The organism is Arthrobacter sp. 05T444, from assembly GCF_056395905.1.
Map to the genome: position 1 here is coordinate 57,486 of NZ_JBFTKK010000019.1, position 25,591 is coordinate 83,076.

At 66.0% G+C, this 25,591-nt stretch carries 25 protein-coding genes and 1 tRNA gene; 12 read left to right on the forward strand and 14 right to left on the reverse strand.

The window, feature by feature from the left end; genetic code table 11:
• Positions 1–24: 24 nt before the first annotated feature.
• The 3 genes from AC1DD3_RS16995 to AC1DD3_RS17005 all read right to left on the reverse strand — a co-directional run bounded on the left by AC1DD3_RS16995 (position 25) and on the right by AC1DD3_RS17005 (position 4,031).
• Positions 25–1,266: a glycosyltransferase 87 family protein gene (locus AC1DD3_RS16995; protein ID WP_230117488.1), complete on the reverse strand. Its 1,242-nt coding sequence runs from the start codon at positions 1,264–1,266 to the stop codon at positions 25–27.
• A 122-nt stretch (positions 1,267–1,388) separates the two neighbouring features.
• Complete coding sequence (locus AC1DD3_RS17000) at positions 1,389–2,552, reverse strand: cystathionine gamma-synthase (RefSeq protein WP_230117487.1); 1,164 nt, start codon at positions 2,550–2,552, stop codon at positions 1,389–1,391.
• 93 nt (positions 2,553–2,645) lie between these two features.
• Positions 2,646–4,031: a cystathionine beta-synthase gene (locus AC1DD3_RS17005; RefSeq protein WP_230117486.1), complete on the reverse strand. Its 1,386-nt coding sequence runs from the start codon at positions 4,029–4,031 to the stop codon at positions 2,646–2,648.
• 120 nt (positions 4,032–4,151) lie between these two features.
• Between AC1DD3_RS17005 and AC1DD3_RS17010 the strand changes: the two genes are divergently transcribed.
• Complete coding sequence (locus AC1DD3_RS17010; protein ID WP_230117485.1) at positions 4,152–5,285, forward strand: SLC13 family permease; 1,134 nt, start codon at positions 4,152–4,154, stop codon at positions 5,283–5,285.
• A gap of 93 nt (positions 5,286–5,378) precedes the next feature.
• A complete protein-coding gene (locus AC1DD3_RS17015) occupies positions 5,379–5,810 on the forward strand; it encodes a VOC family protein (RefSeq protein WP_230117484.1) in 432 nt (143 codons plus the stop codon).
• Positions 5,811–5,812: 2 nt separating this feature from the next.
• Here AC1DD3_RS17015 and AC1DD3_RS17020 read toward each other — a convergent pair whose 3' ends face one another.
• Positions 5,813–6,238, reverse strand: a complete 426-nt coding sequence (locus AC1DD3_RS17020; RefSeq protein ID WP_476882139.1) for a VOC family protein — start codon at positions 6,236–6,238, stop codon at positions 5,813–5,815.
• Between the two features lie 141 nt (positions 6,239–6,379).
• Between AC1DD3_RS17020 and AC1DD3_RS17025 the strand changes: the two genes are divergently transcribed.
• The gene (locus tag AC1DD3_RS17025; RefSeq protein WP_230117483.1) at positions 6,380–7,360 is read left to right on the forward strand and encodes a DNA-3-methyladenine glycosylase family protein; all 981 of its coding nucleotides are present in this window, start codon (positions 6,380–6,382) and stop codon (positions 7,358–7,360) included.
• A 68-nt stretch (positions 7,361–7,428) separates the two neighbouring features.
• On the opposite strand, the gene AC1DD3_RS17030 is transcribed toward AC1DD3_RS17025, so the two are convergent.
• Positions 7,429–8,346 (reverse strand): hypothetical protein, encoded by a 918-nt coding sequence (locus tag AC1DD3_RS17030; protein WP_230117482.1) that lies wholly within the window; start codon positions 8,344–8,346, stop codon positions 7,429–7,431.
• A 130-nt stretch (positions 8,347–8,476) separates the two neighbouring features.
• Positions 8,477–10,153, reverse strand: a complete 1,677-nt coding sequence (locus tag AC1DD3_RS17035; protein ID WP_230117481.1) for an AMP-binding protein — start codon at positions 10,151–10,153, stop codon at positions 8,477–8,479.
• A gap of 103 nt (positions 10,154–10,256) precedes the next feature.
• Between AC1DD3_RS17035 and AC1DD3_RS17040 the strand changes: the two genes are divergently transcribed.
• Positions 10,257–10,535 (forward strand): putative quinol monooxygenase, encoded by a 279-nt coding sequence (locus AC1DD3_RS17040; RefSeq protein ID WP_230117480.1) that lies wholly within the window; start codon positions 10,257–10,259, stop codon positions 10,533–10,535.
• 91 nt (positions 10,536–10,626) lie between these two features.
• Here AC1DD3_RS17040 and AC1DD3_RS17045 read toward each other — a convergent pair whose 3' ends face one another.
• On the reverse strand, positions 10,627–11,064 hold the full coding sequence (locus AC1DD3_RS17045) for a thioredoxin family protein (RefSeq protein ID WP_230117479.1): 438 nt from the start codon (positions 11,062–11,064) through the stop codon (positions 10,627–10,629).
• A 111-nt stretch (positions 11,065–11,175) separates the two neighbouring features.
• Positions 11,176–11,721, reverse strand: a complete 546-nt coding sequence (locus AC1DD3_RS17050) for an acyl-CoA thioesterase (RefSeq protein WP_230117478.1) — start codon at positions 11,719–11,721, stop codon at positions 11,176–11,178.
• Positions 11,722–12,042: 321 nt separating this feature from the next.
• Between AC1DD3_RS17050 and AC1DD3_RS17055 the strand changes: the two genes are divergently transcribed.
• Positions 12,043–12,915, forward strand: a complete 873-nt coding sequence (locus AC1DD3_RS17055) for a peptidoglycan-binding protein (RefSeq protein ID WP_230117477.1) — start codon at positions 12,043–12,045, stop codon at positions 12,913–12,915.
• Positions 12,916–13,093: 178 nt separating this feature from the next.
• Here the strand turns inward: AC1DD3_RS17055 and AC1DD3_RS17060 are convergent, their stop codons facing one another.
• From AC1DD3_RS17060 to AC1DD3_RS17070, 3 genes are all read right to left on the reverse strand, one after another.
• Positions 13,094–14,113 (reverse strand): hypothetical protein, encoded by a 1,020-nt coding sequence (locus AC1DD3_RS17060; RefSeq protein WP_476882137.1) that lies wholly within the window; start codon positions 14,111–14,113, stop codon positions 13,094–13,096.
• Positions 14,114–14,541: 428 nt separating this feature from the next.
• Positions 14,542–14,623 (reverse strand) — tRNA-Tyr (locus AC1DD3_RS17065).
• Between the two features lie 116 nt (positions 14,624–14,739).
• A complete protein-coding gene (locus AC1DD3_RS17070; protein ID WP_230117475.1) occupies positions 14,740–14,994 on the reverse strand; it encodes a hypothetical protein in 255 nt (84 codons plus the stop codon).
• A 243-nt stretch (positions 14,995–15,237) separates the two neighbouring features.
• On the opposite strand from AC1DD3_RS17070, the gene AC1DD3_RS17075 reads away from it, so the two are divergent.
• From AC1DD3_RS17075 to AC1DD3_RS17090, 4 genes are all read left to right on the forward strand, one after another.
• On the forward strand, positions 15,238–15,729 hold the full coding sequence (locus AC1DD3_RS17075; protein ID WP_230117474.1) for a YajQ family cyclic di-GMP-binding protein: 492 nt from the start codon (positions 15,238–15,240) through the stop codon (positions 15,727–15,729).
• A 253-nt stretch (positions 15,730–15,982) separates the two neighbouring features.
• A complete protein-coding gene (gene efeO, locus AC1DD3_RS17080) occupies positions 15,983–16,933 on the forward strand; it encodes an iron uptake system protein EfeO (protein WP_230117473.1) in 951 nt (316 codons plus the stop codon).
• Positions 16,930–18,198: an iron uptake transporter deferrochelatase/peroxidase subunit gene (gene efeB, locus AC1DD3_RS17085; protein ID WP_230117472.1), complete on the forward strand. Its 1,269-nt coding sequence runs from the start codon at positions 16,930–16,932 to the stop codon at positions 18,196–18,198. Before efeO ends, efeB begins: the two co-directional genes overlap by 4 nt.
• Complete coding sequence (locus AC1DD3_RS17090) at positions 18,195–18,683, forward strand: GNAT family N-acetyltransferase (RefSeq protein WP_230117471.1); 489 nt, start codon at positions 18,195–18,197, stop codon at positions 18,681–18,683. The genes efeB and AC1DD3_RS17090 overlap by 4 nt, the downstream gene beginning before the upstream one ends.
• Positions 18,684–18,734: 51 nt before the next feature.
• On the opposite strand, the gene htpX is transcribed toward AC1DD3_RS17090, so the two are convergent.
• Together htpX and AC1DD3_RS17100 are read right to left on the reverse strand one after the other, a co-directional pair.
• Positions 18,735–19,604 carry a zinc metalloprotease HtpX gene (htpX, locus tag AC1DD3_RS17095; protein WP_230117470.1) on the reverse strand — a complete coding sequence of 290 codons (870 nt, stop codon included), beginning with the start codon at positions 19,602–19,604 and terminating at the stop codon, positions 18,735–18,737.
• A gap of 75 nt (positions 19,605–19,679) precedes the next feature.
• Positions 19,680–20,951: an MFS transporter gene (locus AC1DD3_RS17100; RefSeq protein ID WP_230117469.1), complete on the reverse strand. Its 1,272-nt coding sequence runs from the start codon at positions 20,949–20,951 to the stop codon at positions 19,680–19,682.
• A 76-nt stretch (positions 20,952–21,027) separates the two neighbouring features.
• Between AC1DD3_RS17100 and AC1DD3_RS17105 the strand changes: the two genes are divergently transcribed.
• The 3 genes from AC1DD3_RS17105 to AC1DD3_RS17115 all read left to right on the forward strand — a co-directional run bounded on the left by AC1DD3_RS17105 (position 21,028) and on the right by AC1DD3_RS17115 (position 23,781).
• Entirely contained in the window at positions 21,028–21,495 is a 468-nt protein-coding gene (locus tag AC1DD3_RS17105; RefSeq protein ID WP_230117468.1) for a Fur family transcriptional regulator, read from the forward strand.
• A 25-nt stretch (positions 21,496–21,520) separates the two neighbouring features.
• Positions 21,521–23,020, forward strand: coding sequence for a catalase (locus AC1DD3_RS17110; RefSeq protein WP_230117467.1), 1,500 nt, complete (start codon positions 21,521–21,523; stop codon positions 23,018–23,020).
• Between the two features lie 125 nt (positions 23,021–23,145).
• Positions 23,146–23,781: a DUF2461 domain-containing protein gene (locus AC1DD3_RS17115; protein WP_230117466.1), complete on the forward strand. Its 636-nt coding sequence runs from the start codon at positions 23,146–23,148 to the stop codon at positions 23,779–23,781.
• Positions 23,782–23,857: 76 nt separating this feature from the next.
• On the opposite strand, the gene AC1DD3_RS17120 is transcribed toward AC1DD3_RS17115, so the two are convergent.
• Positions 23,858–25,399 (reverse strand): APC family permease, encoded by a 1,542-nt coding sequence (locus tag AC1DD3_RS17120; RefSeq protein ID WP_230117465.1) that lies wholly within the window; start codon positions 25,397–25,399, stop codon positions 23,858–23,860.
• Between the last annotated feature and the right edge of the window lie 192 nt (positions 25,400–25,591).

A 25,591-nucleotide genomic window follows, 5' to 3' on the forward strand; every position in this document is an offset into this window, starting at 1 on the left:
CTCGGGAACACTGTCGGCGAAATGTCACTTCGGCGCAGAAGGTTCCTTCCGCAGCCCGGCCCGCGCGGGGCGGTACGCCAGGGCCCAGTAGCCGAGCATCGCCATGCCGCACAACACGCCAAGGCTGGAGACCATCAGCGGCCACGCCGTCCGCGGATTCGCGCCCCAGACTTCGGCCCCGGCCATCATGGCGAGGTCCTTCGGGGTGAGGTAAAACGCCACTGCCGCCGCTGCCACGAGGATCCAGCCGGCCAGCCGCATCCGGCCTGCCCGGGAGGGAACCCGGTGCATCGCAAAGGCCATGGAAGGCAGTGCCACGGCCATCCACACCCAGTGGTGCGACCACGAGATCGGGCTGATGAGAAGCATGAGCACCGCAGTCGCTGACACCGCCACGAAGTTTTCGTCGGCGGCAACGGTCCACTTGATCACCAGCGCGGCCACCGCCACGAGCGCGAGGGAGAGCACAAGCCACAGCAGGCTGGTGACCCCTGAGTCCGGCAGTCCTAGGTGCAGCAGCAGTCCCTTGACGGAAAGGTTGTCCACGTAGCCGGGATCGCCGATGCGGCCGGTGTCGGGAAGGATCTTGGTCCAGAACATGACCGAGGCGTTGGGCAGCACGGCCCAGGCCACGGCGATGGATCCGAGGAATCCGGCGGCCATCCATCCCAGCGCTTTGAAGTCGCGGCGCACCAGGAAGTACAGCCCGAACACCAGCGGCGTGAGCTTGATCCCGGCAGCCATCCCGATCAGCAGCCCGGCAGGCCAGCGGATTTCGCCGGCGCGGGCCTTTCCGTGCAGGGCGAAATCCGTCAGGATCAAGCCCATCAGGATGATGTTGATCTGCCCGAAAACGAAGGTGTCGCGCCACGGACCCAGGAGCAGAATGGCCCCCGTTCCGGCGAGCGCCACGGCCCGGAAACGCCAGTCCGCGAAGGTCTCGCGCCAGCGGCCCAGGCCGAAGTAATGCCGGCTCAGCCAGGCCGAGACCACCGCGGCTCCGGCCAGCGCCGCGCCAATGAACAGCATGCTGCTCTGGCCGAGGCTCATGGTGGCCAGCCCGGCGAACAGCAGGGCTGCGAACGGCGGGTACGTGAAGGGCAGCCCATCGCGGACGGCGTAAAGTTCGCTGACCCCGCTCTCACCGGTCTGCAGCACCTTGGTTCCGCCGTAGTAGTACACCTCGAAGTCGTTCATCATCGGGGCGTACTGGGTGTACAGCACCGCGAGGGAGGCGACGACGGCGAGCGCACCCGCCGCCGTCATCAGCCATCCGCGGGCGGCCTGCCGCCCTGTGGCCGGCGGCCGTGCTGACTTCCAGACTGCTGACTGCGGTAGTGCTGGCTGCACCGGCCTCTGCGTCCGGTCGGGGGTCTCCGGAGCCGCCGTCACTTGATGAACGTGAAGGCTTGCTCGAGGTCCGCGATGAGGTCCTCGACGTCCTCGATGCCGCAGGAAAGGCGGATGAGGTTAACGGGGACCGCCAGCTCGGTGCCCTTCACAGAGGCGTGCGTCATTTCCGAGGGGTAGTTCATCAGGGATTCGATGCCGCCCAGCGACTCCGCCAGGGTGAAGACCGTGGTGGATTCGGCCACCTTCCGCGCGGCCGCTTCGCCACCCTTGAACTGCACGGAGATCATGCCGCCGAACTTCTTCATTTGCTTCTTGGCGAGCTCATGGCCGGGGTGCGAGGGCAGGCCCGGGTACAGCACCGCCTCAACCTCCGGGCGGTCCAGCAGCCATTCCGCCACGGCCTGGGCGTTGTCGCTGTGACGGTCCATGCGGACACCCAGAGTCTTCAGCCCGCGGGTGGTGAGGAAGGCGTCCATCGGACCGGAGACCGCGCCCACGGCGAACTGCACGAAGCCGATCTTCTCCGCCAGTTCGGCGTCCTTGACCACGATCGCGCCACCCACCACGTCGGAGTGGCCGCCGATGTATTTCGTGGTGGAGTGGACCACGACGTCGGCACCCAGGGCGAGCGGGGTCTGCAAGTAGGGGGAAGCAAAGGTGTTATCGACGATCAGGAGGGCGCCGGCGTCGTGCGCCACCGTGGCGAGGGCCTCGATGTCGGTGATCTTCATCAGAGGGTTGGAGGGGGTTTCCACCCACACGAAACGGGTCTTGTTGGCGGCCACTGCGGCGGCGACTGATTCGAGATCTGACATGTCCACGGGGGTGTTGCCGATCCCCCAGTCGCCGAGCACGCGGCTGATCAGCCGGTACGTACCCCCGTAGGCGTCGTTGCCCAGCACAATGTGGTCGCCCGGCCGGCAAAGGGCGCGGATGAGCGAGTCCTCGGCGGCCAGGCCGGAGCTGAAGGAATAGGCGTGGGTGCCGCCCTCAAGCGCCGCGAGCTGTTCCTGCAGGGCGTCCCGGGTGGGGTTCCCGCCGCGGCCGTACTCGTACCCGTCGCGCAGGCCGCCGATGCCGTCCTGCGCATAGGTGGAACTGAAGTGCAGCGGCGGAACCACGGCGCCGGTGCGGGGCTCGAAAGCCTGGCCGGCGTGCACAGCGCGGGTGTTGAATCCTTGGTTTTCAGAGACAGACATGAAGTTCCTTTCGGCTGGTATCCGGTGATCGAACGTGTCGAGATCAAGGTTTCGACAAGCTCAACCAACGGACTGGCAGGCTCAACCACTGGGTCAGTTGCTGAGGTACGCGAGGAGGTCGTGGCGGGTGAGGATGCCCACGGGAGCGCCGACGAACGTCACCATCACGGTGTCGACGTCGGAGAGCAGTTCGCGGGCGGCCGAGATCGTTTCCAGCGAGCCGATCACCGGGAGCCGCGCTCCCATGTGCTCGGAAATCTTGTCCGTGAGCTTGGCCTCGCCGCGGAACAGCTTGGCGGTCAGCGAGCGCTCGTCCACGGCTCCGAGGACCTCGCCCATCACCACGGGCGGTTCCTGGGACAGCACCGGGATGTGGCTGACACCGAACTCGTTCATGATGTTGATGACATCGCGGACGGTCTCGTTCGGGTGGATGTGGACCAGGTCCGGCAGTTCGCCCGTCTTGGACTTGATGACCTCGCCCACGGAGGCTTCCTCGCCGCCGGACAGGAAGCCGTAGGAGCGCATCCACTGGTCGTTGAAGATCTTGGCGAGGTAGCCGCGGCCGGAATCCGGCAGGATCACCACCACCACTGCGTCCTCGGGGAGGTCGCGGGCGGTCTGGAGCGCGGCGACGACGGCCATGCCTGAGGAACCGCCCACCAGGAGGCCTTCCTCGCGGGCGAGCCGCCGGGTCATGGCGAAGGAATCAGCGTCGGTGACGGCGATGACCTGGTCCGGAACTGACTTGTCGTAGTTGGCGGGCCACATGTCCTCGCCCACGCCTTCAACGAAGTACGGCCTGCCGGTGCCGCCCGAGTAGACAGAGCCTTCGGGGTCTGCCCCGATGATCTTGACCCGGCCGCCGTCGGACTCCGGACGGTTCGCCGAGACCTCCTTGAGGAACCGGCCCGTGCCGGTGATCGTGCCGCCGGTGCCGGCGCCGATCACGCAGTGCGTCACCGTTCCGTCGGTGTCCCGCCAGATTTCCGGGCCGGTGCTCTCATAATGGCTGCGCGGTGCCGCAGGGTTGGAGAACTGGTCCGGCTTGTAGGCGCCGGGGATCTCGGTGACCAGGCGGTCCGAAACGCCGTAGTAGCTCTGCGGGCTGTCCGGCGCGACGGCTGTGGGCGTCACCACCACTTCGGCCCCGTAGGCCTGGAGGACGGCCCTCTTGTCCTCCCCCACCTTGTCCGGCACCACGAAGATGCACTTGTAGCCCTTTTGCTGTGCCACGAGGGCCAGCCCGACGCCGGTGTTGCCGGAGGTGGGCTCGATGATGGTGCCGCCGGGCTTCAGCTTGCCGTCCCGTTCGGCTTCCTCGATCATCTTGGCCGCGATGCGGTCCTTGATGGAACCGCCGGGGTTCACGTATTCCAGCTTCACGAGGACTGTGGCTTTGATGCCGTCGGTGACGTGGTTGAGCTTGATCAGCGGGGTGTTGCCGATTAGGTCCAAAACGGACTGGGCGTACTTCATGGGTACAAACTTACCGTCTTGCCCGCATGCGGTCCTCTTGGCAGCTTTCGGTGCGAAGATTATGCGGTGACGCCCCTGCGCCTGCCGAAGAACTTGCGGAGTTATCTTCTCCCAGGCGTCATGCTTGCCGCGGGCGCCGGAACCCTCGCCGCCGGGTTCCTGCCCTGGGACTCGTTCCGGGAGCTGGCCGGACGCACCGTTCCCGTGCTGGCCTTTGTGCTGGCGATGACGGTGGTCACTGAACTGGTGGACGACGCCGGGCTGTTCCGGGTGGTGACCGACCGCATCGCCGCGCTGGGCCGGGGCAGCGTCTTCCTGCTGTGGCTCCTGGTGCTTGCCTTGTCCGCCGTCGCCACCGCGTTCCTGTCGCTGGATACCACCGCCGTGCTGGTGACACCAGTTGTGGTGCTCCTGGCGGTCCATGCCCGGATCCCTCCGCTGCCGTTCGCCTTGAGCACGGTATGGCTGGCCAACACGGCGTCGCTGCTTCTCCCCGTCTCCAACCTCACCAACCTGCTCGCGCAGGGAAGGCTTTCACTGACTCCGCTGCGTTTCGCCGGGCTGATGTGGGCACCTTGGCTAGTGGGCGTCCTGGTGCCCGCCGCACTGCTGTGGCTTGCGTTCCGCAAGGACCTTCGCGGCCGCTACGGTCCCCAGCCGGCGCACTGGGTGCGGGACCGGAGCCTGCTGAAGGCGGCCGGCGGAACCCTGCTCGTGCTGCTTCCGGCGTTGGTTTCCGGCGTCCCGGTGGCGATTCCCGCCATGGCCGCGGCAGCGTTCCTCCTGGCGGTATTCCTGTGGCGCCGCCCGTCCGCGCTGCGCTGGTCCATGGTGCCGTGGCGCCCGCTCATGCTGACGGCTGGGCTGTTCATGGTGGTGGAGGCCCTGCACTCTCACGGCCTCACGCAGGCGCTGGCCCCGGCGGCCGGATCGGGCGAGACGTTCCCGGAGCTGCTGCGGCTGGCCGCGCTGGGAGCCGGTTCGGCCAACATCGCCAACAACCTTCCCGCGTACCTGGCCCTGGAGCCTGTGGCCGGCTCACCGGTGCGGCTGGCGGCCCTGCTCATCGGAGTCAACCTTGGGCCCCTCGTTTCGCCGTGGGCTTCGCTCGCCACACTGCTGTGGCACGAGCGGCTCCAGACCCTGAACCTGCGCGTCCGGTGGGGTGGCTTCGCACTGGCTGGCCTCGTCGTCGTCCTGCTGGCACTGCCGCTGGCAGTGCTTGCGCTGTGGCTGGGCAACGGGATGCCCTGAATTTTCGGCTGGGGCACCCTAGCCAATAACCATCCCGGCACGGCAGGCTGGCTACGCATCCTCCCTCAGCTTTCGACGAAAGGAACCCTTGCCATGGACTGGACCCTCGAAGTGGTGGTGCTCCCGGTGAGTGATATCGGCCGCGCCGTGGAGTTTTACCGCGACAAGGTGGGCTTCAACCTTGATCACGACACCAAGAATGAGCACATGCACGTGGTCCAGCTGACGCCGCGTGGCTCAGGCTGTTCGATCGTGATCGGCGATCTCCCCGCCCAAAATGAGATGGCCCCCGGGTCCATGCGCGGACTGCAGCTGGTGGTGCCGGACGCCCGGGCCGCGCGCGACGAGCTGCTCAGCCGGGGCGTGGAGGCGAGCGAAATAACCGTCTTTGACGAGCGCGACGGCGGCACCTTCTTCGGGTTCAGCGATCCCGACGGCAACACCTGGGCCGTGCAGGAACTCAAGGTCCGCGCCCAGAAGCCGCTGATCCCGGCGGAGGCCCGCGCCCGCTTCGGCGAGGAGTAGCTTTAGCCCGCTGCGCCCTCCGCACCGCCGGCCGCCCCGGCCGCTTCGGCCGGAAGGTTCTCCCACAGGCCCAGGACGTTGCCCTCGGTGTCCTTGAAGTAGGCATAGAAACCCATGCCGGGAATGGCATCCTTCGGCTTGACCACGGAACCGCCGAGCTGCTCGACAGTCCGCAGGGTGGCTTCGATGTCGTCGACGTCCACCGTGATGACGGGGGTCGTCAGCTCGCCTTCCCGGGCCATCATGCCGCCGTTGATGGCTCCGGGTTCAGTAGGCCTGCCGGTCTGTTCATCCATCGGGGTGGTGATGACCACGTTGTAGTCCATCTCCGGCATGGGATCGATCCGCCAGCCGAGGGCCTGACTGTAGAAGTTTCTCGCCCGGTCCTGGTCGTCCGCGGGGATTTCGAAATGCACCACTCCACCCATTGCGCTCACCTGACAGTTTGAAGGGAAGACGCGGCGGACCCGCGCCACACCTGGGATTGTAGTCCTCCGCACCGCACTGGTTAAGGGCTGTCCGGAAGCTCCCCGGCACGCGCTGTCAGCGGTCCGTGGGACGATGATTCAATGACCATCACAGACGTCCCCGCCAGCGTTGCCGCTGCCGCTGACGCCTCCCTGCGGTGGCATCCCGGAGGTCCCTACAGCCTGCGCCAGACCCTGGGCACGCTCATGCGCGGCAACGGAGATCCCTCATTTGCTTCCCGGCCGGAGGGCCTGTGGATGGCATTCACGACGGCGGAAGGTCCGGTCACGCTGCGGCTCACCAGCGCCGAAACAGGACCGGAACCCTACGTCGGTGTGCAGGCGTGGGGTCCCGGTTCCGCTGCGGCCCTGGCCTCCGTTCCCCGCCTGCTGGGAGCCGAGGACGATTGGTCGGCGTTTGACGAGGCCGTGTTCCACGCGACGCTCCCCCGCATGGTCCGTGACGCCCGACGCCGGAACCTCGCCGTCCGTCTGCCCTCCACGGGGCGCATGGCTGACTCGCTCGTGCCCACCATCCTGGAACAAAAGGTAACCGTCATTGAGGCGCGGCGGGGCTACCGCTACCTCATGTACCGCTATGGCACGCCAGCGCCCGGCGCGGGTTCCGTTGCACCGGCCGGGCTTCTCGTCAAGCCCACTCCTGAGCAGTGGCTCCGCATTCCGTCCTGGGAATGGCACAAGGCCGGGGTGGGTCCCCAGCGGTCGGCCACCGTCATGCGGGCGCTGCGTTCCGCCGTCGCGCTTGAACGGCTGGCCCAACTGCCGGCGGCGGAGGCTGCAGCGAAGATGCAGACCATTCCTGGCATAGGTGTGTGGACAGCCGCCGAGGTGGTGCAGCGGACACACGGCTGCCCGGACTCGGTCGCCGTGGGCGACTACCATCTGGCAGCCTATGTGGGCGCCGCGCTGACCGGCAGGAGAACTGACGACGCCGGTATGCTGGCCCTGCTGGAGCCGTGGAAGGGCCACCGGCAGCGGGTGGTCCGCATGATCGGTCTCAGCGGCTTCCGGAAACCCACGTTCGGCCCGCGCATGACCATCCAGGATCACCGCCGGCACTGAAACCAACGCGGGGTCACTTCGAGCCCAATTCCCTGCCTCCGTTGGGCGCCAAGTGACCCCGCGTTGTCTTAGGATGAGCGGCGCTTCGCACATTTGACCCGGCTGATCACCCGTTGGAATCCGTCCTCCAAATCGTCGGCGTTGACCTTGAAGTAGGTCCAGCCCGCACTGATGAAAGCCTCGTCGCGACGGTTGTCTCGGGACTGCTGTTCCCGCGAAAGGTGATGGGCGCCGTCGTACTGCAGTGCAATCCGAAAGCGCCGGTACCCGAGGTCGGCCGTCGGCGACCATGGGTCGGACGGGTCAACGCGCAGCTGCAGTTCCGGCTCGGGCAGGTGGGCGTCCAGCATGGCGAGCCGCAGGAACGTTTCCGGGTAGGAGTCTGCCCCTACACGCATCTCATCCAGCGCCTGCCGGGCCTTCTCCACGCCCTTCATGTTCGGGTGCTGCCGGATGAGCAGGCGCAGACCGTCCTTGTAGGCATGAGGCGTGGTCCGGCCCTCGAAGTTAGCCCTTGGAACCCTGATGAGCTGATCCCCCATCGCGATGACGTAATCGAGCGGCAACACCGCCGCCAGGTCCAGCCAGGTCCGGGGCGGCAGGGACATGGGGATGCCGTCACGCTCCCCGACCTCCCCTGGAATTATGCGGACCCGGTGACCGGTCACTCCGTCGCGGCGCACGCGGGGCAGCTCATGCGTCTTGCTGAGGTGAACCGTGTCCCCGTCCATCCACGGCGGAAGCCCCAACGGCGTGAGCTCCGCGGCGGTCTGATGGGACACCCATGCTCCCGGCGTGGCGGCCGCCAATACCCTGGCTCGTTCCCACAGTTCGAGTTCCCGGCCACGCGGCAGATAGATAAGGCGGCCGCCGTCGGCAAGGTCTTTGGCGCGGAGCCGTTTCGCTGAAACGCCCTGCGCCCTCGATTCGTACACGGTAAAGGGCAACTGGTTCAGGGTGTCGGGTAGCGGCGTTGACCGGGCCATGGGAACTATTCTGGCTGCTCGTCGCGGCCCTCAGGAGTTATCCACAGCCTGACTTCAGCTTTTGCAACGCGGGGTCAGATGGCGCCCAATAGACGCGCTCTATGCGGCGATATCTGACTCCGCGTTGCTCTCAGAGGCCGAGGCGAGCCACGGCTTCCTCGCGCATCTCCACCTTGCGGATCTTGCCCGAGACCGTCATGGGGAAGCTCTCGCGGACGTCGACGTAGCGCGGGATCTTGTAGTGGGCCAGCTTCCCGCGGCAATAATCAGCCACGGCGGCGGCGTCGAGCGGCTCCGCCCCGGGCTTGAGGATGATGCACGCCATGAGTTCCTCGCCGTACGTGGCATCGGGCACGCCGATCACCTGCACGTCCTGGATCGAGGGGTGGGTGTAAAGGTATTCCTCGATCTCGCGCGGGTAGATGTTCTCGCCGCCGCGGATCACCATGTCCTTCATCCGGCCCTCGATCACCACGTAGCCGTCGTCATCCATGCGGGCCAGGTCGCCCGTATGCATCCAGCCCTCGGCGTCGATGGCCTCCGCGGTCTTGTCCGGCTGGTTCCAGTAGCCCTTCATGACGGCGTAGCCGCGGGTGCAGAGTTCGCCGATTTCGCCGCGCTCCACGACGTCCCCCGTGGCAGGGTCCACCACTTGGCTCTCCAGCCGCGGCATGGTCCGGCCCACGGTTTCGGTGCGCTGTTGCATGGTGTCCCCGCTCCGGGTCATGGTGGACACCGGCGAGGTCTCGGTCATGCCGTAGCAAATGGCCACGTCCTCCATGTTCATTTCCGAGATCACCCGGTTCATAACCTCGATAGGACACAGCGAACCGGCCATCACGCCGGTGCGCAACGTCGAGAGGTCGTACGACGCGAAGTCCGGCAGCGCCAGTTCGGCGATGAACATGGTGGGCACGCCGTAGAGGGACGTGCCGCCGAAGTCCTGCACCGCTTCCAGCGCGGCGGCCGGCGTGAAGCTGCGGCCGGGAATGATGGTGGCCGCGCCGTGGCTGAGAGCATTCAGGTTCCCGATCACCATGCCGAAGCAGTGGTAGAACGGCACCGGAATCACCACGCGGTCGTGCTCGGTGTACCCCAGGAGCTCGCCGATCGAGTAGCCGTTGTTCAGAATATTGGAGTGCGTCAGTGTCGCGCCCTTGGGGAAGCCCGTGGTCCCGGAGGTGTACTGCAGGTTGATGGGGTCGTGCGCGTCCAGTTCCGCCATGCGGGCCTTCAGCCCGGAATGCCCGACGTCGTCCGCCCGCTTGAGCAGCTCGGCGTAAGTAAGCTCCTGCCCGGCTTGGGGGACGCCGGCGTCGAGCTGTTCCGCACCAAGATCCGGCAGAAACACGAGCTCGCGCAGCTCCGGACATTCGGCGAGCGCCTGTCGCGCCATCGCCACGTAGTCGCTATTCCGGTCCGACGGCGCCGTAACCAGCATCCGCATGCCGTTCTGCCTGACCACGAACTCCAGCTCATAGCTGCGGTAGGCCGGATTCACGTTGACAAGAACGGCCCCGATCTTGGCCGTGGCGTACTGCAGGATGGTCCACTCGGCGCAGTTGGGGCTCCAGATGCCGATCCGCTCCCCCTTCGCGACGCCCAGTGCGAGGAGCGCGCGGGCGAGCCGGTCGACGTCGTCGTTCAGTTTGGTGTAGCTCCAGCGGCGGGCGTCGGCGCCGGGCACCGCGGCCGCCTCGATCAGCGCATCATGGAACGGAAACCGGGCCACCACCCGCTCGAAATTCTGGCCGATGGTTTCTTCGAGCAGCGGGACGTCAGTGTCCCCGGCTGTGTAAGCGCGCATGATGGCACGCTATCAACTGGCTCCGGGCAAGAGAAGCGCAACAGAAGGGTGTTCGGCGTAAACAGGTCCGGACCCGCAGGCGGCGGCCGGTATTGTGAAATCCATGAGTGCACCCATCGACCTGCAGGCAACGTTCATCCCCAACGACGGCGAATTCTTCCGCGTGAAGCTCGCCCTGGAAATCGCCATTGACGAGGTAGTCAGCGAGCCCGGCTGCATCCAGTACGAGCTCACCGAAGTCAGCGAGGAGAAGCTGGTCCTGACCGAGCAGTGGGCCTCGGAAGAAGACCTCCACAAGCATTCCAAGGGGACCGCGGTCCAGGACCTCAACGAATCCCTCAGCGCCCTGCTGGCCGAGCCTGTCCAGCTCGTGCGCCTCTAGTCCGTCCCTACAAGAACCGCGGGGTCACTCCGCACCCAAGGAACCGAGGTTGTGGGTGCGGAATGACCCCGCGTTGCAGTTAAAAGCCGAACTAGAAATCCGGGATCTGGGTGCCGTCCTGCGTGCCGGCGTTGTTGCCCGTGCTGTTGCCTGCGGACGCGGCGGCTTCGGCCTGCGAGCGCGCCACGTGGGCGTGGACTTCCTCCATGTCGAGGGCCTTGACGGCGTCGATCACCTGTTCAAGCTGCGGGGCGTTCAGCGCACCGGGCTGCGAGAAGACCAGGACCTTCTCGCGGAAAGCCATGAGCGTGGGGATGGACGTGATGCCGGCCTCCGCGGCCAGCTGCTGTTCTGCTTCGGTGTCCACCTTGGCGAAGACGACGTCGCTGTGCTTCTCCGAAACGGCGGAGTACGTGGGGGCGAACTGGCGGCACGGCCCGCACCAGGCGGCCCAGAAGTCCACCAGGACAATGTCATTGCCCTCGATGGTCGATGCGAACTGTTCACCTGTGATGTCAACGGTAGCCATGGTTCAACCGTACGCGAGGCCGGTCCCGATGTCCCTCCGCCGGGCGGCTTGTTCGCTCCCCGCGTCACCGGGAATATCTCCGCCCCGGCTCTTCGACGGCCTCTTGCGTGGTCAGACCCAGGCGTGCGGTGCCGGCCTGCGAGCCCCGGGCAGCGCGTTGGTTTCGCGCCAGTCATTGATCCACTTCGGAAGCTCCAGCCCGGCCGGGGGCTCGCCAAACTCGGCGAGAATTTCCTCCTGGCTCACGGGCCTTCCCGCGCTCACAAGACGCGTGGCGATATATGCCCGGGCATAGATCTCGCCATCCACGACCATGCGCTGTTCGAAATAAATCGCCTTGGCATCCAGTCCGATGATCCTGGACTCGACCGTGTAGCGCTGCCATAACCGCAGGGAGCGGCGGAACGCGATGGTCTCGCCCGCGGCCACGGGACTCCAGCCGCGCCGGCGCATCTTCGCCCACGTGCCGCTCCGAACCATCAGGTCGAAGCGGCCCAGGTCCATCAGCGAGAAGTACATCCCGTTGTTGACGTGCATGGCGATGTCGATGTCCGTCGGGAGCACGCGGAGCGGAAGCGAGGACTCCTCCCAGACGCTGATTGCAGAGCGTTTGGAGGAGCTGAACAGCAGCATCAGGGTGCGCAGTAGCAGGTGCATTACGTCTATGTTACTTGTGAGTAACAACTTTCGCAGTTCCCCGCCCGCAGGTTCCCCGCGCCCGCAGGCCCCCGGCGAGGCCTGCGGGATTCAAGTAGGGGTCGCGCGGAAAGACAGGTACTGCCCACGCGGGTGCCCCCGGCCCCGCGCTCCTACACTCAACACTGCTGGGCAGATGCGTTTGTGAGCGCGTCCCTCTCAATTTAATGGTCAAGCGTGAACAGGAAGCGATCCCGCCAGAGCGCCTCCCCTGTCTGCGTCTGACCGCCCAGCAAGCGGCCGCGAGATACTGCCGGCCGCGCAACGGTTCAGGGGTCAGCCATGAATCAGCAGGAAATCGCCAGCCAGCACCGTGCGGCGGTTCAACTATTTGATCTGCAGCCAGGCTCGCTGCACACCGGATTCGGCATCCGGGTCCTCGTGCTCGCCGGCGTGCTGCTGGTGAGCGCTACGGCCCCCATTTGGTCAGCGGCTCCCGCGCACGAGACTCCTGCTTCAGCGAGCCAACCCGTACCGGCCGCCCTCCAGGATGACGCGATGCCGTGGTCCGGCCGGCCGGGCTCAGTGTCAGACATGCCCGCTTCCGAACCCGCCGCCAGGCCGTCGCCGCGGGTGTCCGCCGCAGTTAGCCGCACGGTCCCAAAGAAGACATCCGCCTCCTCGATTGCTGCGAAGGCCCGGGTGACTGCGGCCCCGCACAGAACTGCCCCCGCCGCCAAGGTGCCGGTGCGTGCTCCGGCTCCGGCGCCTGCTCCCGTTCCGGCACGTGCCGCGGTGGCGGCACCCGCTCGGGTAACGGTACCCGTTCCCGCAGCGGCCCCGGCAAAACCCGCGCCTCCGCAGCCGGCACCGGCTCCGGTGCCGCTCGTCCGGACCATCTACGTTGCTGGCGCAGGTGGACAGGCCATGGTGGACCAATGCATCGGACCCATCCACTACACACCAGACGACGGGTACTCGCTTTTCATCACTGAACACGACTTCTGCGGCGGCTGGGCGCGTTTCTCCGGAATCCAGGTAGGCGAGAGAGTGGACGTTCCGGGCTACGGCACCTACACGGTGGCCGCCCGGGGCCAGGTTCCCAACGGCGGTACCACCAACGATGTTGCCGCCGTGTTTGGCGGGTTCCCCAGGGCGGTGCTGCAGACCTGCATTCCCGGTACCACCCAAATGCTCGTGATAGCCCTTAACTAGCAGCAGGGCGGCCCGGCCCACGATACCCGGCAGCCGCTACGCCATGCCCGTAAGTGGCTGCCCTCGGCCGAAAAATTGCTGGTTCCAGGAATGACCGGTCCCTTTAGGGCGGCCGTTCGCCGCGATGGGGACCGGTCGATGGGTCCGGAAACCCATGTCGTCCTGGTCGTTCAACTCCTCAGTAGCCGCCGGTGCCCGCAGCCGCCTCTTCGGCGCGGGGCGTCTTGGCGTAGTCGGTCTTGTTGACCTGGTATGCGTGCGCGTCGAGTTTCATTGCCCCCTGGTTGACTTCTTTCAGCTGGGCGTCTGTCAGCTGCTCGATCTTGACCAGTTCGAGGGTCTCCTGGTCTGCGCCGCCCACTGCCGTCACTTTCACCAGTCCGGTGCCCGCTGAATAGTATTTCCGCTGGTGCCCAACAGCCGGTTCCAGCGGGTTGTGTTCATCGATGACCAGCACGTCGTCGTAGCAGCCAGTGGGCACGCACACCCGATCGTTCTCCTTGAAGACCTTGCCGCAGTCCAGGAAGTCCACTGCCGGTGCATGGGCCTGAACATATTCCGGAGTGCCGGTCTTGGGCTCGCCCGGCATGGCGACGCCGGCCTGGGCTTCGGAGATGCTGTGAATGAACGTGCTGGGGGCGCCCGTGAACTTGCCGTTCTCGTACTCTTCCGGGTACTCCCCAAACAGCCAGACTGTCCCCGACTCCGTTTGGGCAAAGAAGGCCAGTTCGGATTCGACCAGCACGCCGTCAGCATAGTCCCGGTCCCACATCACCTGGGTCTTCACGCCGTCTATCGTCTTGGTCAGGCCGGTCACTTCGTGGACAACCTTCCGCTCCGCGGTGCCCTCCTCGGTCTTCACGGTGCCCGTCGTCGTGTACTGCGCGCCCGGCTTCAGCGGGAACCACTTGTTGTCGATCTTCGGCGACGCCTGGAACGCGCTGAGGTCAAAGTTGATGGCAGAGCCGGGCCCGCACAGCTCTGTGGCGTCCGCGCTGCCCGTCGGCGACGCTGCCGGCGAAGTCGTTTCGGTTGTTACTGACGGGGTCGCCGAAGCAGAGGCCGACTGCGACGACCCCGAAGTCGCAGCCGGGGCTGGCGCGGCATTGGGCGCGCCACACGACGCCACTGTGGACATCGCTATGAGCAGCGTGAAAGCGGAACCCAACGCTGCCGGTCGTCTTTTTGGCTTGAACATCTCTGTAGCCTTTCGCTGTTGGAATTACTGGATTCCAGCAGCTGCGCCCGGCCCGCCGCATTGGGCTCATCTGGAGGGCAGCGCTGGCGAAACCGCACCCAGTACGGATACGTGCAAAGTCTCCGTGGACGGGGCGCGGATTAGTGTCTCTCGGGACGACTCACCGAGGAACGACCAGAAGATGCATTCAGCCTCCTCTACCTGAGACCGTTGCCAAGTCCGGACAGGGTTAGCAAAAGCATGGCCCTATTTGGTCTATTTGAGAAGGGGTGCGGAGGCGGCATTTGAGCGGCAGCATGAACGGGTTGCCGCGGCACAGGCTGGACCCGGGTGGTGCCTCATTGGGTCACCAGGCTGTAGGGGCCCTCCAGGGACGAAAAACCCCGCCCGGCCTGCGTTTCGCAGGTCAGACGGGGTTTTCCCGTGGGTGGCAGATGAGGGATTCGAACCCCCGTAGGCGTTGCCAGCTGATTTACAGTCAGCCCCCTTTGGCCGCTCGGGTAATCTGCCGAACTTCAAAGAAGTTACCCGGGTTATTGCTTCCAGTAACCGCGGGCAAGACAACTTTACAGAACTTCTGCCGAAGAATCGAATCGAGCCGGAAACGGCCCAAAAAGCCCGGAAATTCAGGCTTCTCCGAGAATGCGCCCGGCGAGTTTCGCTTCAAACCGGACAGCTTGCTCCTCGGTGATCTGATGGAGCTGCACTGCCCGCTGGAGGTCCGCGTGCACGCCGTCCAGTCTCGATGATGCGTCCGCGGCGGGGCTAAGGATGATCGACGCGGCCACGGCCGCGGCGGTGACCGAGGTGGCTGCAGTCGCGATCACCCCGGCGGCGGCTGCGGTGGATCGGCTGACATAGCGGACTGCCTGGTGGGTCATTGCATTCCTTCCGGGGCGGCTTCCAACTCCTACAACTCTGCGCAGCCAACCTTCGTTCCACCAGTGCCTTCGCTATGAGAGAACTGTGAAAGGGGTTTCACCTTCACAACCGGCCCATCCGTACTACGCTGGACTGCAGATATCCACGCCAGGCCGGGCCGGCACAACTTTGCAATGGGCAGTCCATGCGCGGGCACAACCGGCGCCGGCCGGGCGAAAGCAACCACCATCAAGAGGAGAGTCATGGCAGGCGAGTCCACATTCGACGTCGTAAGCAAAGTAGACAAGCAGGAAGTGGCGAACGCCCTGAACCAGGCGCAGAAGGAGCTGGTGCAGCGATACGACTTCAAGGGCGTCGGGGCCGAGGTTGACTTCAGCGATGACAAGATCCTCATGAAGGCGAACTCTGAAGAGCGCGTCCTTGCCGTTCTGGACGTGCTGCAGTCCAAGCTGATCCGCCGCGGGATCTCGCTCAAGTCCCTGGACACGGGTGAGCCGTACGCTTCGGGCAAGGAATTCCGGCTGGAGGCTTCCATCAAGGAGGGTATCGCCCAGGATCTCGCCAAGAAGATCAACAAGCTGATCCGCGACGAGGCGCCCAAGTCCGTCAAGTCCCAGATCCAGGGCGACGAACTCCGCGTGACGTCCAAGTCCCGCGATGACCTTCAGGCCACCATGGCCCTGCTGAAGGACTTTGACGAGGCCGATCTCCAGTTCGTGAACTTCCGCAGCTAGCAAGCATCACCTCCGGCCCTTTCGGCTGGACCGCCGGGGCCGGGCGCCCGCGTCACATCTGGCGCGGACACCCGGCCTCATGCGTATATCTGAGCCCACGGACGTTCAGCCTTACGAGCCCCCCGTAATTAGGGCACGGAAATTTCGCTTAATTCTCAGCCGCGGGTAGTCTCCTGCTTAGGCCAGCCTTACTTAGGGTCAGTTGACCACGAGGCCGGTACCCACGCCCCCGCACCGAGACCCCGAGGACACCATGAACGCGCCCTACTTTGACCGGCAATCCCGCGCTCCGCGAGGCCCGGCCGCCCGCAGCATCACCTCCGCACTCGGACTGGTTGCCGGCGCAGTCCTCCTTCCCCTGGTCCTCACGTCCTGCGCCGGCGCGGGAGTAGGCGCAGGAGCCCCCGCTTCACCCGCCGGCAGTCCTGCCGGGAATGTCTCCGGGGATGCCACCCTGCAGAAACTCAATGACACCGCCGCCGCCAAGTACTCCGCCTACGTCGAGGACCAGGTTGACCAGCTCGTGGCCGGCACCAAAGCGTTCGCCGCCGCCTTCGCGGACGGCAATGCCGCCACTGCCCGCAGCCTGTACGCCCCCACCCGCATGCACTGGGAACGGATTGAGCCGGTGGCCGAGGCCTTCGGCGATCTGGACCCCAAGCTGGATCTCCGGCAGGCGGACCTGGCGCCGGGCGAACAGTGGACCGGGTGGCACCGGGCGGAGAAGGACCTCTTCGCCCCTGCCGGCTACCAGCCGATGACGACGTCCGAGCGCGCAGTGCTGGCCAAGCAGCTCGTGGCGGACACGGAAGACCTCCGCCGGCGCACCCGAACGGTGACCCTCACCGCAGACAAACTGGGCAACGGCGCAAAGGAACTTCTCGACGAGGTGGCCACCGGCAAGGTCACCGGCGAAGAAGAGACCTGGTCCCACACGGACCTCTGGGACTTCCAGGCCAACGTGGACGGCGCACGGACCGCCTTCGAGATCCTTCGCCCCGCGCTCCAGCAGAACAACGCCGGGCTGGCGACTGAACTCGACTCCAAGTTCGCGGCACTCCAGACGGAGCTCAAGAAACACGCCAAGGGTGACGGCTTTGCCTACTACGGCGAGCTCACGCCCGTGCAGGTCCAGAAACTGGCGGCCTTGGTCGATGCGCTGGGCGAACCGCTTTCCCGGCTCACGTCGGCAGTGGTGCAGTGAGCCAGGTAAGTCGTCGCGGACTGCTGTCCCTCGCCGGGGCCGGCGGTGTGGGCGCTGCCGCCGGACTGGCCGCAGGATTCCTGGGGCACGACGCCGTCGCCGAGGCTGCGGGCCCGGCGAATGACACCGTCGCCTTTTACGGTGACCGCCAGTCGGGAATCACGACGCCGGCCCAGGACCGGCTGCACATGGCGGCTTTCGATGTCATCACCGAGGACCGGGCGGAGCTCATCCAGCTGCTGAAGGACTGGACGGAGGCTGCCGCTGCCTTGACGGCAGGGCGGGAAACCGGATCCACCGGCGCCGTGGGCGGGCCGGCGGACGCCCCGCCCGAGGATACCGGCGAAGCCCTGGGCCTGAATGCGGCCCGGCTGACCCTCACCTTCGGATTCGGCCCCACGCTCTTCGAAAAGGACGGAACCGGCAGGTTCGGGCTGGCGGGGCGCCGCCCCGAGGCCCTGATTGATCTCCCCCATTTTCCCGGGGACGGCCTGCAGGAGCAGCGGACCGGCGGCGACCTCGTGGTCCAGGCCTGCTCCGATGATCCCCAAGTGGCGGTCCACGCCATCCGCAACCTGGCCAGGATCGGATTCGGCAAGACCCGCGTGCGCTGGTCCCAGCTCGGCTTCGGCCGCACATCCTCTACGTCCCGGTCCCAGCAGACACCGCGCAACCTCTTCGGCTTCAAGGACGGCACCAGCAATGTGAAAGCCGAGGACGCCGGGCTCCTCGACGCACACGTCTGGGTCCCCGGCGGCGGCAAAGCCACCGAAGCCTGGATGGAAGGCGGCAGCTACCTTGTGGCCCGCCGAATCCGCATGCACATAGAGATCTGGGACCGCACCTCCCTTCGCGAGCAGGAGAGCCTGATCGGCAGGACCAAGGCCGAAGGTGCGCCGCTCTCCGGCGGCACCGAGTTCACTGCCCCGGACTTCGACGCGAAGGGCCCGGACCAGGAAACGCTGATCGCCAGGGACTCGCACGTCCGGGTGGCGCACCCGTCACACAACAACGGCGTGCGCATGCTGCGGCGCGGCTACAACTTCACGGACGGCTCCGACGGCCTGGGCCACCTGGATGCTGGCCTGTTCTTCATCGCGTTCGTGAAGGATCCGCGCACGCACTACGTGCCGATGCAGCTGGCCATGGCACGGCAGGACACCCTGTCCGTAGAATACCTGCAGCACACCGGCTCGGGCCTGTTCGCTGTTCCTCCCGGAGTGCGGCCCGGCGGATTCTTCGGCGAAGGGCTTTTTACGGCATGACAACCACCCAGGGCGCAAACACCGGCGTGGACTTCAGCGTGGCAGCTGAGCCATGGGACGCAGCGGATGGCACGCGGCTCCGCGCCATGCAGCGGGCCGAACTGGACGCCCGGTACGGATGCGACGACCATGAACCCGGCTCGGCACCCACCGCCGAGGACATCACCGTCTTCCTTGTCGCCCGCGACGGGCAGGGCGCGGCCGTGGCCTGCGGCGCGCTGCGGCAGCTGGACGCGGCCTCGGCGGAGATCAAGCGGATGTTCGTGCTGCCGGGCCACCGCGGGAGCGGAGTGGCTGCCGCGGTGCTGCGCAGCCTTGAATCCGAGGCGGCCCGCCTGGGGCTGCGCGAGCTCAAGCTCGAGACCGGGACAGCCCAGCCGGACGCCATCGGGTTCTACGAGCGCGAGGGCTACCGGCCGATCGACAACTTCGGGCCGTACGCCGGCGAGCCGCTGTCCGTGTGCTACGCGCGTTCGTTCGGGTAAGCCTGCATCCAGTACCTGCATCCCGCCCCGTTGAAGTACGACGGCGGGAGGTCAGTTGAGCGGCCGGCCCGCCATCCGCTCCAGCCTGGCGATGCGGTCCTGCATGGGCGGGTGGGTAGCGAACAGCTTGGTCATCGCCCCGCCGCGGAACGGATTGGCGATCATCAGGTGCGAGGTGTTGACCAGACGCTGGTCCTGCGGCAGCGGCGCTGCCTGAACCCCCTGATGGATCTTCCGCAGGGCTGAGGCCAGCGCGAGCGGGTCTCCGGTGAGCTGCGAGCCGTCCTCATCGGCGTCGTACTCCCTGGTGCGGGAGATGGCCACCTGGATCAGCGACGCCGCGAGCGGCGCGAGCAGCGCCATGGCAATGAGGGCCAGCGGGTTCGAGTTGCGGCGGTCGCCGCCGCCGAAGAACAGCAGCATCTGCCCCACCGAGGTGATGACACCGGCCACGGCGGCAGCCACGGACGAGGTCAGGATGTCACGGTTGTAGACGTGCATCAGCTCATGGCCCAGGACGCCGCGGAGCTCGCGGGGGCTCAGCAGCTGCACGATGCCTTCGGTCACGCAGACGGCCGCATTCCTGGGATTCCGCCCCGTTGCGAATGCGTTCGGCGCCATGGTGGGCGAGACGAAGATGCGCGGCATGGGCTGGCTGGCGCGCATGGAGAGGTCCCGGACCATTTGGTAGAGCTCCGGGGCCTGCGCTTCGGTCACGGGGTAGGCCTGCATTGAACGGAGCGCGATTTTGTCGCTGTTCCAGTAACCGTAGGCGGTGGTTGCGACGCCGATCAGCGCCATGATCAAAAGGGGCGCGGCACTGCGCATACTGGACCCGATCAGTGCGCCAAGCGCCAGCAGAACCGCCCACAGCACTCCGAAAAGCGCTGCCGTCTTCAGTCCGTTGTGGTGATTGTGCACTGTTGCCTCCACTGCTCGTGAGTCGGGGCCGGACTCCAGGTCTTGCCCACAGAGGTCTTGCTTCCGGCAAGGCCGCTACGGAACGGGATTCCGGGCGTCGTACGTCAGGAAGCCGGACTGACAGCGCGCCGCCGCCCAGGCCACCACGATGCACAGGACTCCGCCGATCAGCAGGACCCAGCCCTCACTTAGAATTTTAGTCCCGCCGCCGGCAAGCATGTCGCCCAGCCGGGGCCCTCCCGCAACCACCACAATGAAGACCCCCTGGAGACGTCCGCGCAGGTGGTCCGGGGTGGCCGACTGCAGGATGGTGGTGCGGAAAACCGCACTCACGGAGTCCGCAATGCCCGCGAGGGCGCAGCACAGCACGGCGGGCACCAGCCACAGCGTCACGCCGCCGGAGCCGGAGCGGCCGGCGAGAACCACCACCAGGCCGAAACCTCCGATGGAGGCACCCCAGCCCATGACCGACCAGACCACGGCCCTGCCCTGCCTCCGGATGTGGCCCAGCGGTCCGGAAAACAGCCCCGCCAGAAAGGCGCCGACGGCCGTGGACGCAAGGAGGATGCCCACCGTGGTTTCGCCGCCGCCGATCATGAGGGCCCCCACCGCGGGCAGCAGCGCCCTCGGCTGGGCAAGAATCATGGCAACGAGGTCGATGATGAATGTCATGCGCAGGTTGGGCCGGGTGCCCAGGAACCGGAATCCTTCCGCCACGGACCGCAGCCCCGCCCGGCCGGCCTCCTTGCCGGGCGGCATGGGCGGCAGCTTAAACAATGCCCAGAAAGCGAAAGCGAAGCTCACGAAGTCCAGACTATAGGTCCAGCCAAACCCTACGGACGCCACCAGCAGGCCGGCCAGCAGCGGCCCCGCCGTCATGCCCAGGCCGAACGTGATCATGCTCAGCGCATTCGCCGCCGGAAGGAGCTCCTTGCGCACCAGCACCGGAATGATGGCGCTGCGGGCCGGCTGGTTGATGGCCTGGGCCCCGCTCTGCACGGCCACCAGCAGATACAGCAGCCACACGTTTCCCAGCTCCAGCCAGGCCTGCAGAGCGAGTCCGCCCGTGGTGAGCCACAGCACCAAGGAGGAAAGCAGCGCCACGATGCGCCGGTCGTGCGAATCGGCAATGGATCCGCCCAGCAGTCCGCCGAGCACCAGCGGAACCAGGGCAAAGATGCTGAGCAGGCCCACGTAGAGGCTGTCCTGCGTCAGCCGGTAAACCTCCAGGCTGACGGCCACAAGGGTGAGCTGGCTGCCCACGTTCGAAATGGCCGAACCCAGCCACAGCCGCCGGAAGGCCGGACTTTCGCGCAGCGGAGTGATGTCAGCCAGAAGTTTTCCCACCCGGCAACTCTAGCCGCGGACGGGAGTTAGTCCCCCCTTATTGTGATCTAGTCAAAATAAGTGGTTGAATAGGGACATGACGGAGCAACCGGAAAGCCACGAAGCCTGGGCCGCGGCCCTGCGCGCCCACGGCCGCCGGGTGACCAAACAGCGGCTGGCGGTGCTGGCCGCCGTCGAACACCACCCGCATTCCCCGGCGGACAGCATTCTGGCGGCGGCACGCGAGGAACTTCCGGAGCTGACCGCCCAGTCCGTCTACGTGGTCCTCGGGGACCTCACCGACCTGCACATGCTCCGCCGTTTCGAACCGCCGCACTCCCCCGCGCTGTACGAGACGCGCGTGGGTGACAACCACCACCACGCCATCTGCATCAGCTGCGGCCGCGTGGAGGACGTTGACTGCGCGGTCGGCCACGCCCCGTGCCTCACCCCGCACTGGAACGAGAACTCCCATCCCATGACCATCCAGATCGCCGACGTCATGTACCAGGGCATCTGCGGGGACTGCCAGCAGGCCCAAAAACTTCCTTCTGAACGCAACTGACAAGTAATAAAGAAATAGGAGAAAGATGACTCAGAACATCTCTGCGCCCGCTGTGTCCACGACACAGTCCGGTGCTCCCGTCACGTCCGACGCCCACTCTCAGGCAACCGGCGCCGACGGCGCTATCATCCTGACCGACCACTACCTGGTCGAAAAGCTCGCACAGTTCAACCGCGAGCGCGTCCCGGAGCGCGTTGTGCATGCCAAGGGCGGCGGCGCATTCGGCAGCTTCAAGACCACCGAGGACATCTCCAAGTACACCAAGGCCGCTTTCCTGCAGCCAGGTGCGGAGACCGAAATGCTGATCCGGTTCTCCTCGGTCGCCGGTGAAAACGGCTCTCCCGACACCTGGCGCGACCCCCGCGGCTTCGCGGTCAAGTTCTACACCTCCGAGGGCAACTACGACCTCGTGGGCAACAACACCCCGGTGTTCTTCATCCGCGACGGCATCAAGTTCCCCGACTTCATCCACTCCCAGAAGCGCCTCCCCGGCACCCACCTGCGCGACGCCGACATGCAGTGGGACTTCTGGACCCTGTCCCCCGAGTCCGCCCACCAGGTCACCTGGCTCATGGGTGACCGCGGCCTGCCCGCCTCCTGGCGCGAAATGCAGGGCTACGGCTCGCACACCTACCAGTGGATCAACGCCGAGGGCGAGCGCTTCTGGGTCAAGTACCACTTCAAGTCCAACCAGGGCGTGAAGTCCATGACGGGCGACGACGCCGAGGCTCTCGCCGGCTCGGACGCGGACTTCTACATCCGCGACCTGCAGGAAAACATTGCCGCCGGCAACTTCCCGTCCTGGGACCTCCACGTCCAGGTCATGCCGTACGAGGATGCCAAGACCTACCGCTTCAACCCGTTCGACCTCACCAAGGTGTGGCCGCACGCTGACTACCCGCTGATCAAGGTGGGCACCATGGAGCTGAACCGGAACCCGGAGAACTACTTCGCGCAGATCGAGCAGGCCACCTTCGCGCCGTCGAACTTCGTGCCGGGCATCGCCGCTTCGCCGGACAAGATGCTGCAGGCGCGCATCTTCTCCTACGCGGACGCGCACCGCTACCGCGTGGGCACCAACCACGCCCAGATCCCGGTGAACCTGCCCAAGAACCAGGTCAACAACTACAGCCAGGACGGTGCCGGGCGCTACCACTTCAACGCCCCTTCCGTTCCGGTCTACGCCCCGAACTCCCTCGGCGGCCCGGCAGCCGTGGAACCGCAGAACCCGGCCGGCGGCTGGGAGAACGACGGCGCGCTGACGCTCGCCGCGCACTCCCTGCACGCTGAGGACGGCGACTTCGGCCAGGCCGGCACTCTGTACCGCGAGGTGTACAACGACGGCGAGAAGGCCCGTCTGCTGGAAACCATCACCGGTGCTGTGGGCGGCGTGAAGAGCCCGGGCATCAAGGAGCGCGCCATCCAGTACTGGACCAACGTGGACGCCGAGCTTGGCGCCAAGCTGCGCGCCAACCTGGGTGCAGCCCAGACCGAGTCGGACGCCGAAGCGGCCGCGAAGTTCTGACCCCAGCTTTACCGCCCTTACCGGGCACGCCCACCCCGTCACGGATTTCCGTGGCGGGGTGGGCCTTTTCCACATAGCCGATGCCTTCTCTGGCTGTATTGACGATGCCTCCCTACGATCCTTGTATGGACACGTTCGAAGGCATCCCGGATGCCGCCTTCCGGTTCTATGCGGAGCTGGAGAACAACAACAACCGTGAATGGTGGCTTGAAAACAAGGACACCTATGACTCGGAGGTGAAGCAGCCGCTCGCGCTGCTGCTCGCCGAACTGGAGGATAAGTTCGGCCCGGGCAAGATCTTCCGGCCCAACCGGGACATCCGGTTCTCGCAGGACAAGTCGCCGTACAAGACCGCCCAGGGAGCCTTCGCCGCACGGCAGGAAGGCGTGGGTTACTACATCCAGGTCAGCGCGGACGGGCTGCTGATCGGCGGCGGCTACCACTCACACACGCCGGCGCAGCTTGCCCGGTTCCGCAGCGCCGTGGATGCCCAGGCCAGCGGCGCGGCCTTGCAGAAAATCGTGGACAGGATCGCCGCTGCCGGGTTCGTGGTGGAAGGCGAGAAGCTCAAGACCGTGCCCCGGGGCTTCGACAAGGACCACCCTCGGGCCGAGCTGCTCAAGCACAAGTCGCTGTCAGCGGGAGTCACGTTCCGAGACGCCGGGTGGCTCGCCACTGCGGGCGCCAAACGGGAGGTGGCCAGCCGATGGGAACAGCTCCGCCCGCTCGTCGACTGGGTCGGCCAGTATGCGGCCCCATAATGGCAGCCCGGGAATCGGAAAGGCCACCCGGGATCAAGAAGACCCCGGGTGACCTTTCGCGCTCTACTGGGTCGCGTTAGACGCGCGTGTAGGTGTCTTCGTCGTCCAGGTCCACGGCCGCCGGGTTCACGGCTGCCTTGGCCTCGGCGAACTTCTCGTTAAGGCGCGAGTGCCGCTGGCCGTACGCGAAGTAGATGCCCAGGCCGATCACGAGCCAGATGGCGAAGAAGATCCAGGTCTCCACGGCCAGGTTCGTCATGAGGTACAGGCAGAGCACCGCGGACACAACGGGCAGCACTTTGCCGAACGGAACCCGGAAGGCAGGCTTGAGGTCCGGCCGCTTTTTGCGCAGCACAAGGATGCCAAGGCTGACCATCACAAAGGCGGAGAGGGTACCGATGTTGATCATTTCCTCCAGCAGATCCACGTTGGTGAGTCCGGCTACCAGTGCCACCGCTGCACCACAGATGATCTGCAGCCGGGCCGGCGTCGAACGCTTCTCGCTGGTCTTGGACAAGGACCGCGGCAGCAGTCCGTCGCGGCTCATGGCCAGCACAACGCGGGAGAGGCCCATCAGCAGCACCATGATCACCGTGGTCAGGCCCACCAGTGAGCCGAAGGCGATGACCTTGGCGGCGTCGGTGTTCCCCACGGCTTCGAAGGCCGTGGTGAGCGTCGGGTTCTTGACCGCTGCGAGCTCCTTGTACGAGACCATTCCGGTCAGGGCCAGGGACACCAGGATGTACAGCAGCGTGACCAGTGCCAGGCCGCCGAAGATGCCGCGCGGCAGGGTCTTCTGCGGGTTCTTGACCTCTTCCGCGGACGTGGCCACCACGTCAAAGCCGATGAACGCGAAAAAGACCAGGGCGGCCCCGGCGAAGATGCCCAGCGTTCCGTACTGGGCGGGTGCGGCACCGGTGAGGAAACCGAAGAAGGACTGCTTCATGACGTCAGCTGCTCCGGTGCCCGTGGTGGGCTCCGAGGCGGGAACGAACGGCGTGTAGTTGGAGAACTTGACGTAGCTGAAGCCCACGACGATCACGAATATCACGACGCCGATCTTGATCAGCGTGAAGATGTTGCCCACGCGGGCGGATAGCTTCGTCCCGAGGACGAGCAGCACGGTGAAGATCGCCACGATGAGGAACGCTCCCCAGTAGAGGTCAACTCCTCCGAGGGAGATGGCGGGCGGTATTTCCACGCCCATGAGGGCGAAGACCTTGCTGAGGTAGATGCCCCAGTACTTCGCAATCACCGCGGCGGCGGTGAACAGCTCCAGGATGAGGTTCCAGCCGATGATCCAGGCCAGCACCTCGCCCATGGTTGCGTAGGTGAAGACATACGCAGAGCCGGCCACGGGGATGGCGGTGGCGAACTCGGCGTAGCACATGATCGCCAAGGCGCACGTGACGGCGGCCACGGCAAAGGAGAGCGTAACAGCCGGTCCGGCGAAGTTCGCCGCGGCCTTGGCGCCCACCGAGAAGATGCCGGCGCCAACCGCAACGGCGACGCCCATGATCATCAAGTCCCAGGTGCTGAGGGAGCGCTTGAGCTTGCGTCCGGGTTCATCGGCGTCGGCCATTGACTGCTCGATGGACTTGGTCCGGAAAAGATTCATAGGAAATCCACAATCCTGATTGGGGGTAGGAAACAGACCTATCAATAATAGTGTCCATCCAATGGACGGCCATATTTGTCCCAAATAATGAGACGCCGCGCACGCGAAACCACGCCCGGCCCTCCTCCGCGCTGCGGCTGCGCGGTGTGGTGGAGGGCCGGGCGTGGTGTCCGGGAGGACAGCTGGCGGCCC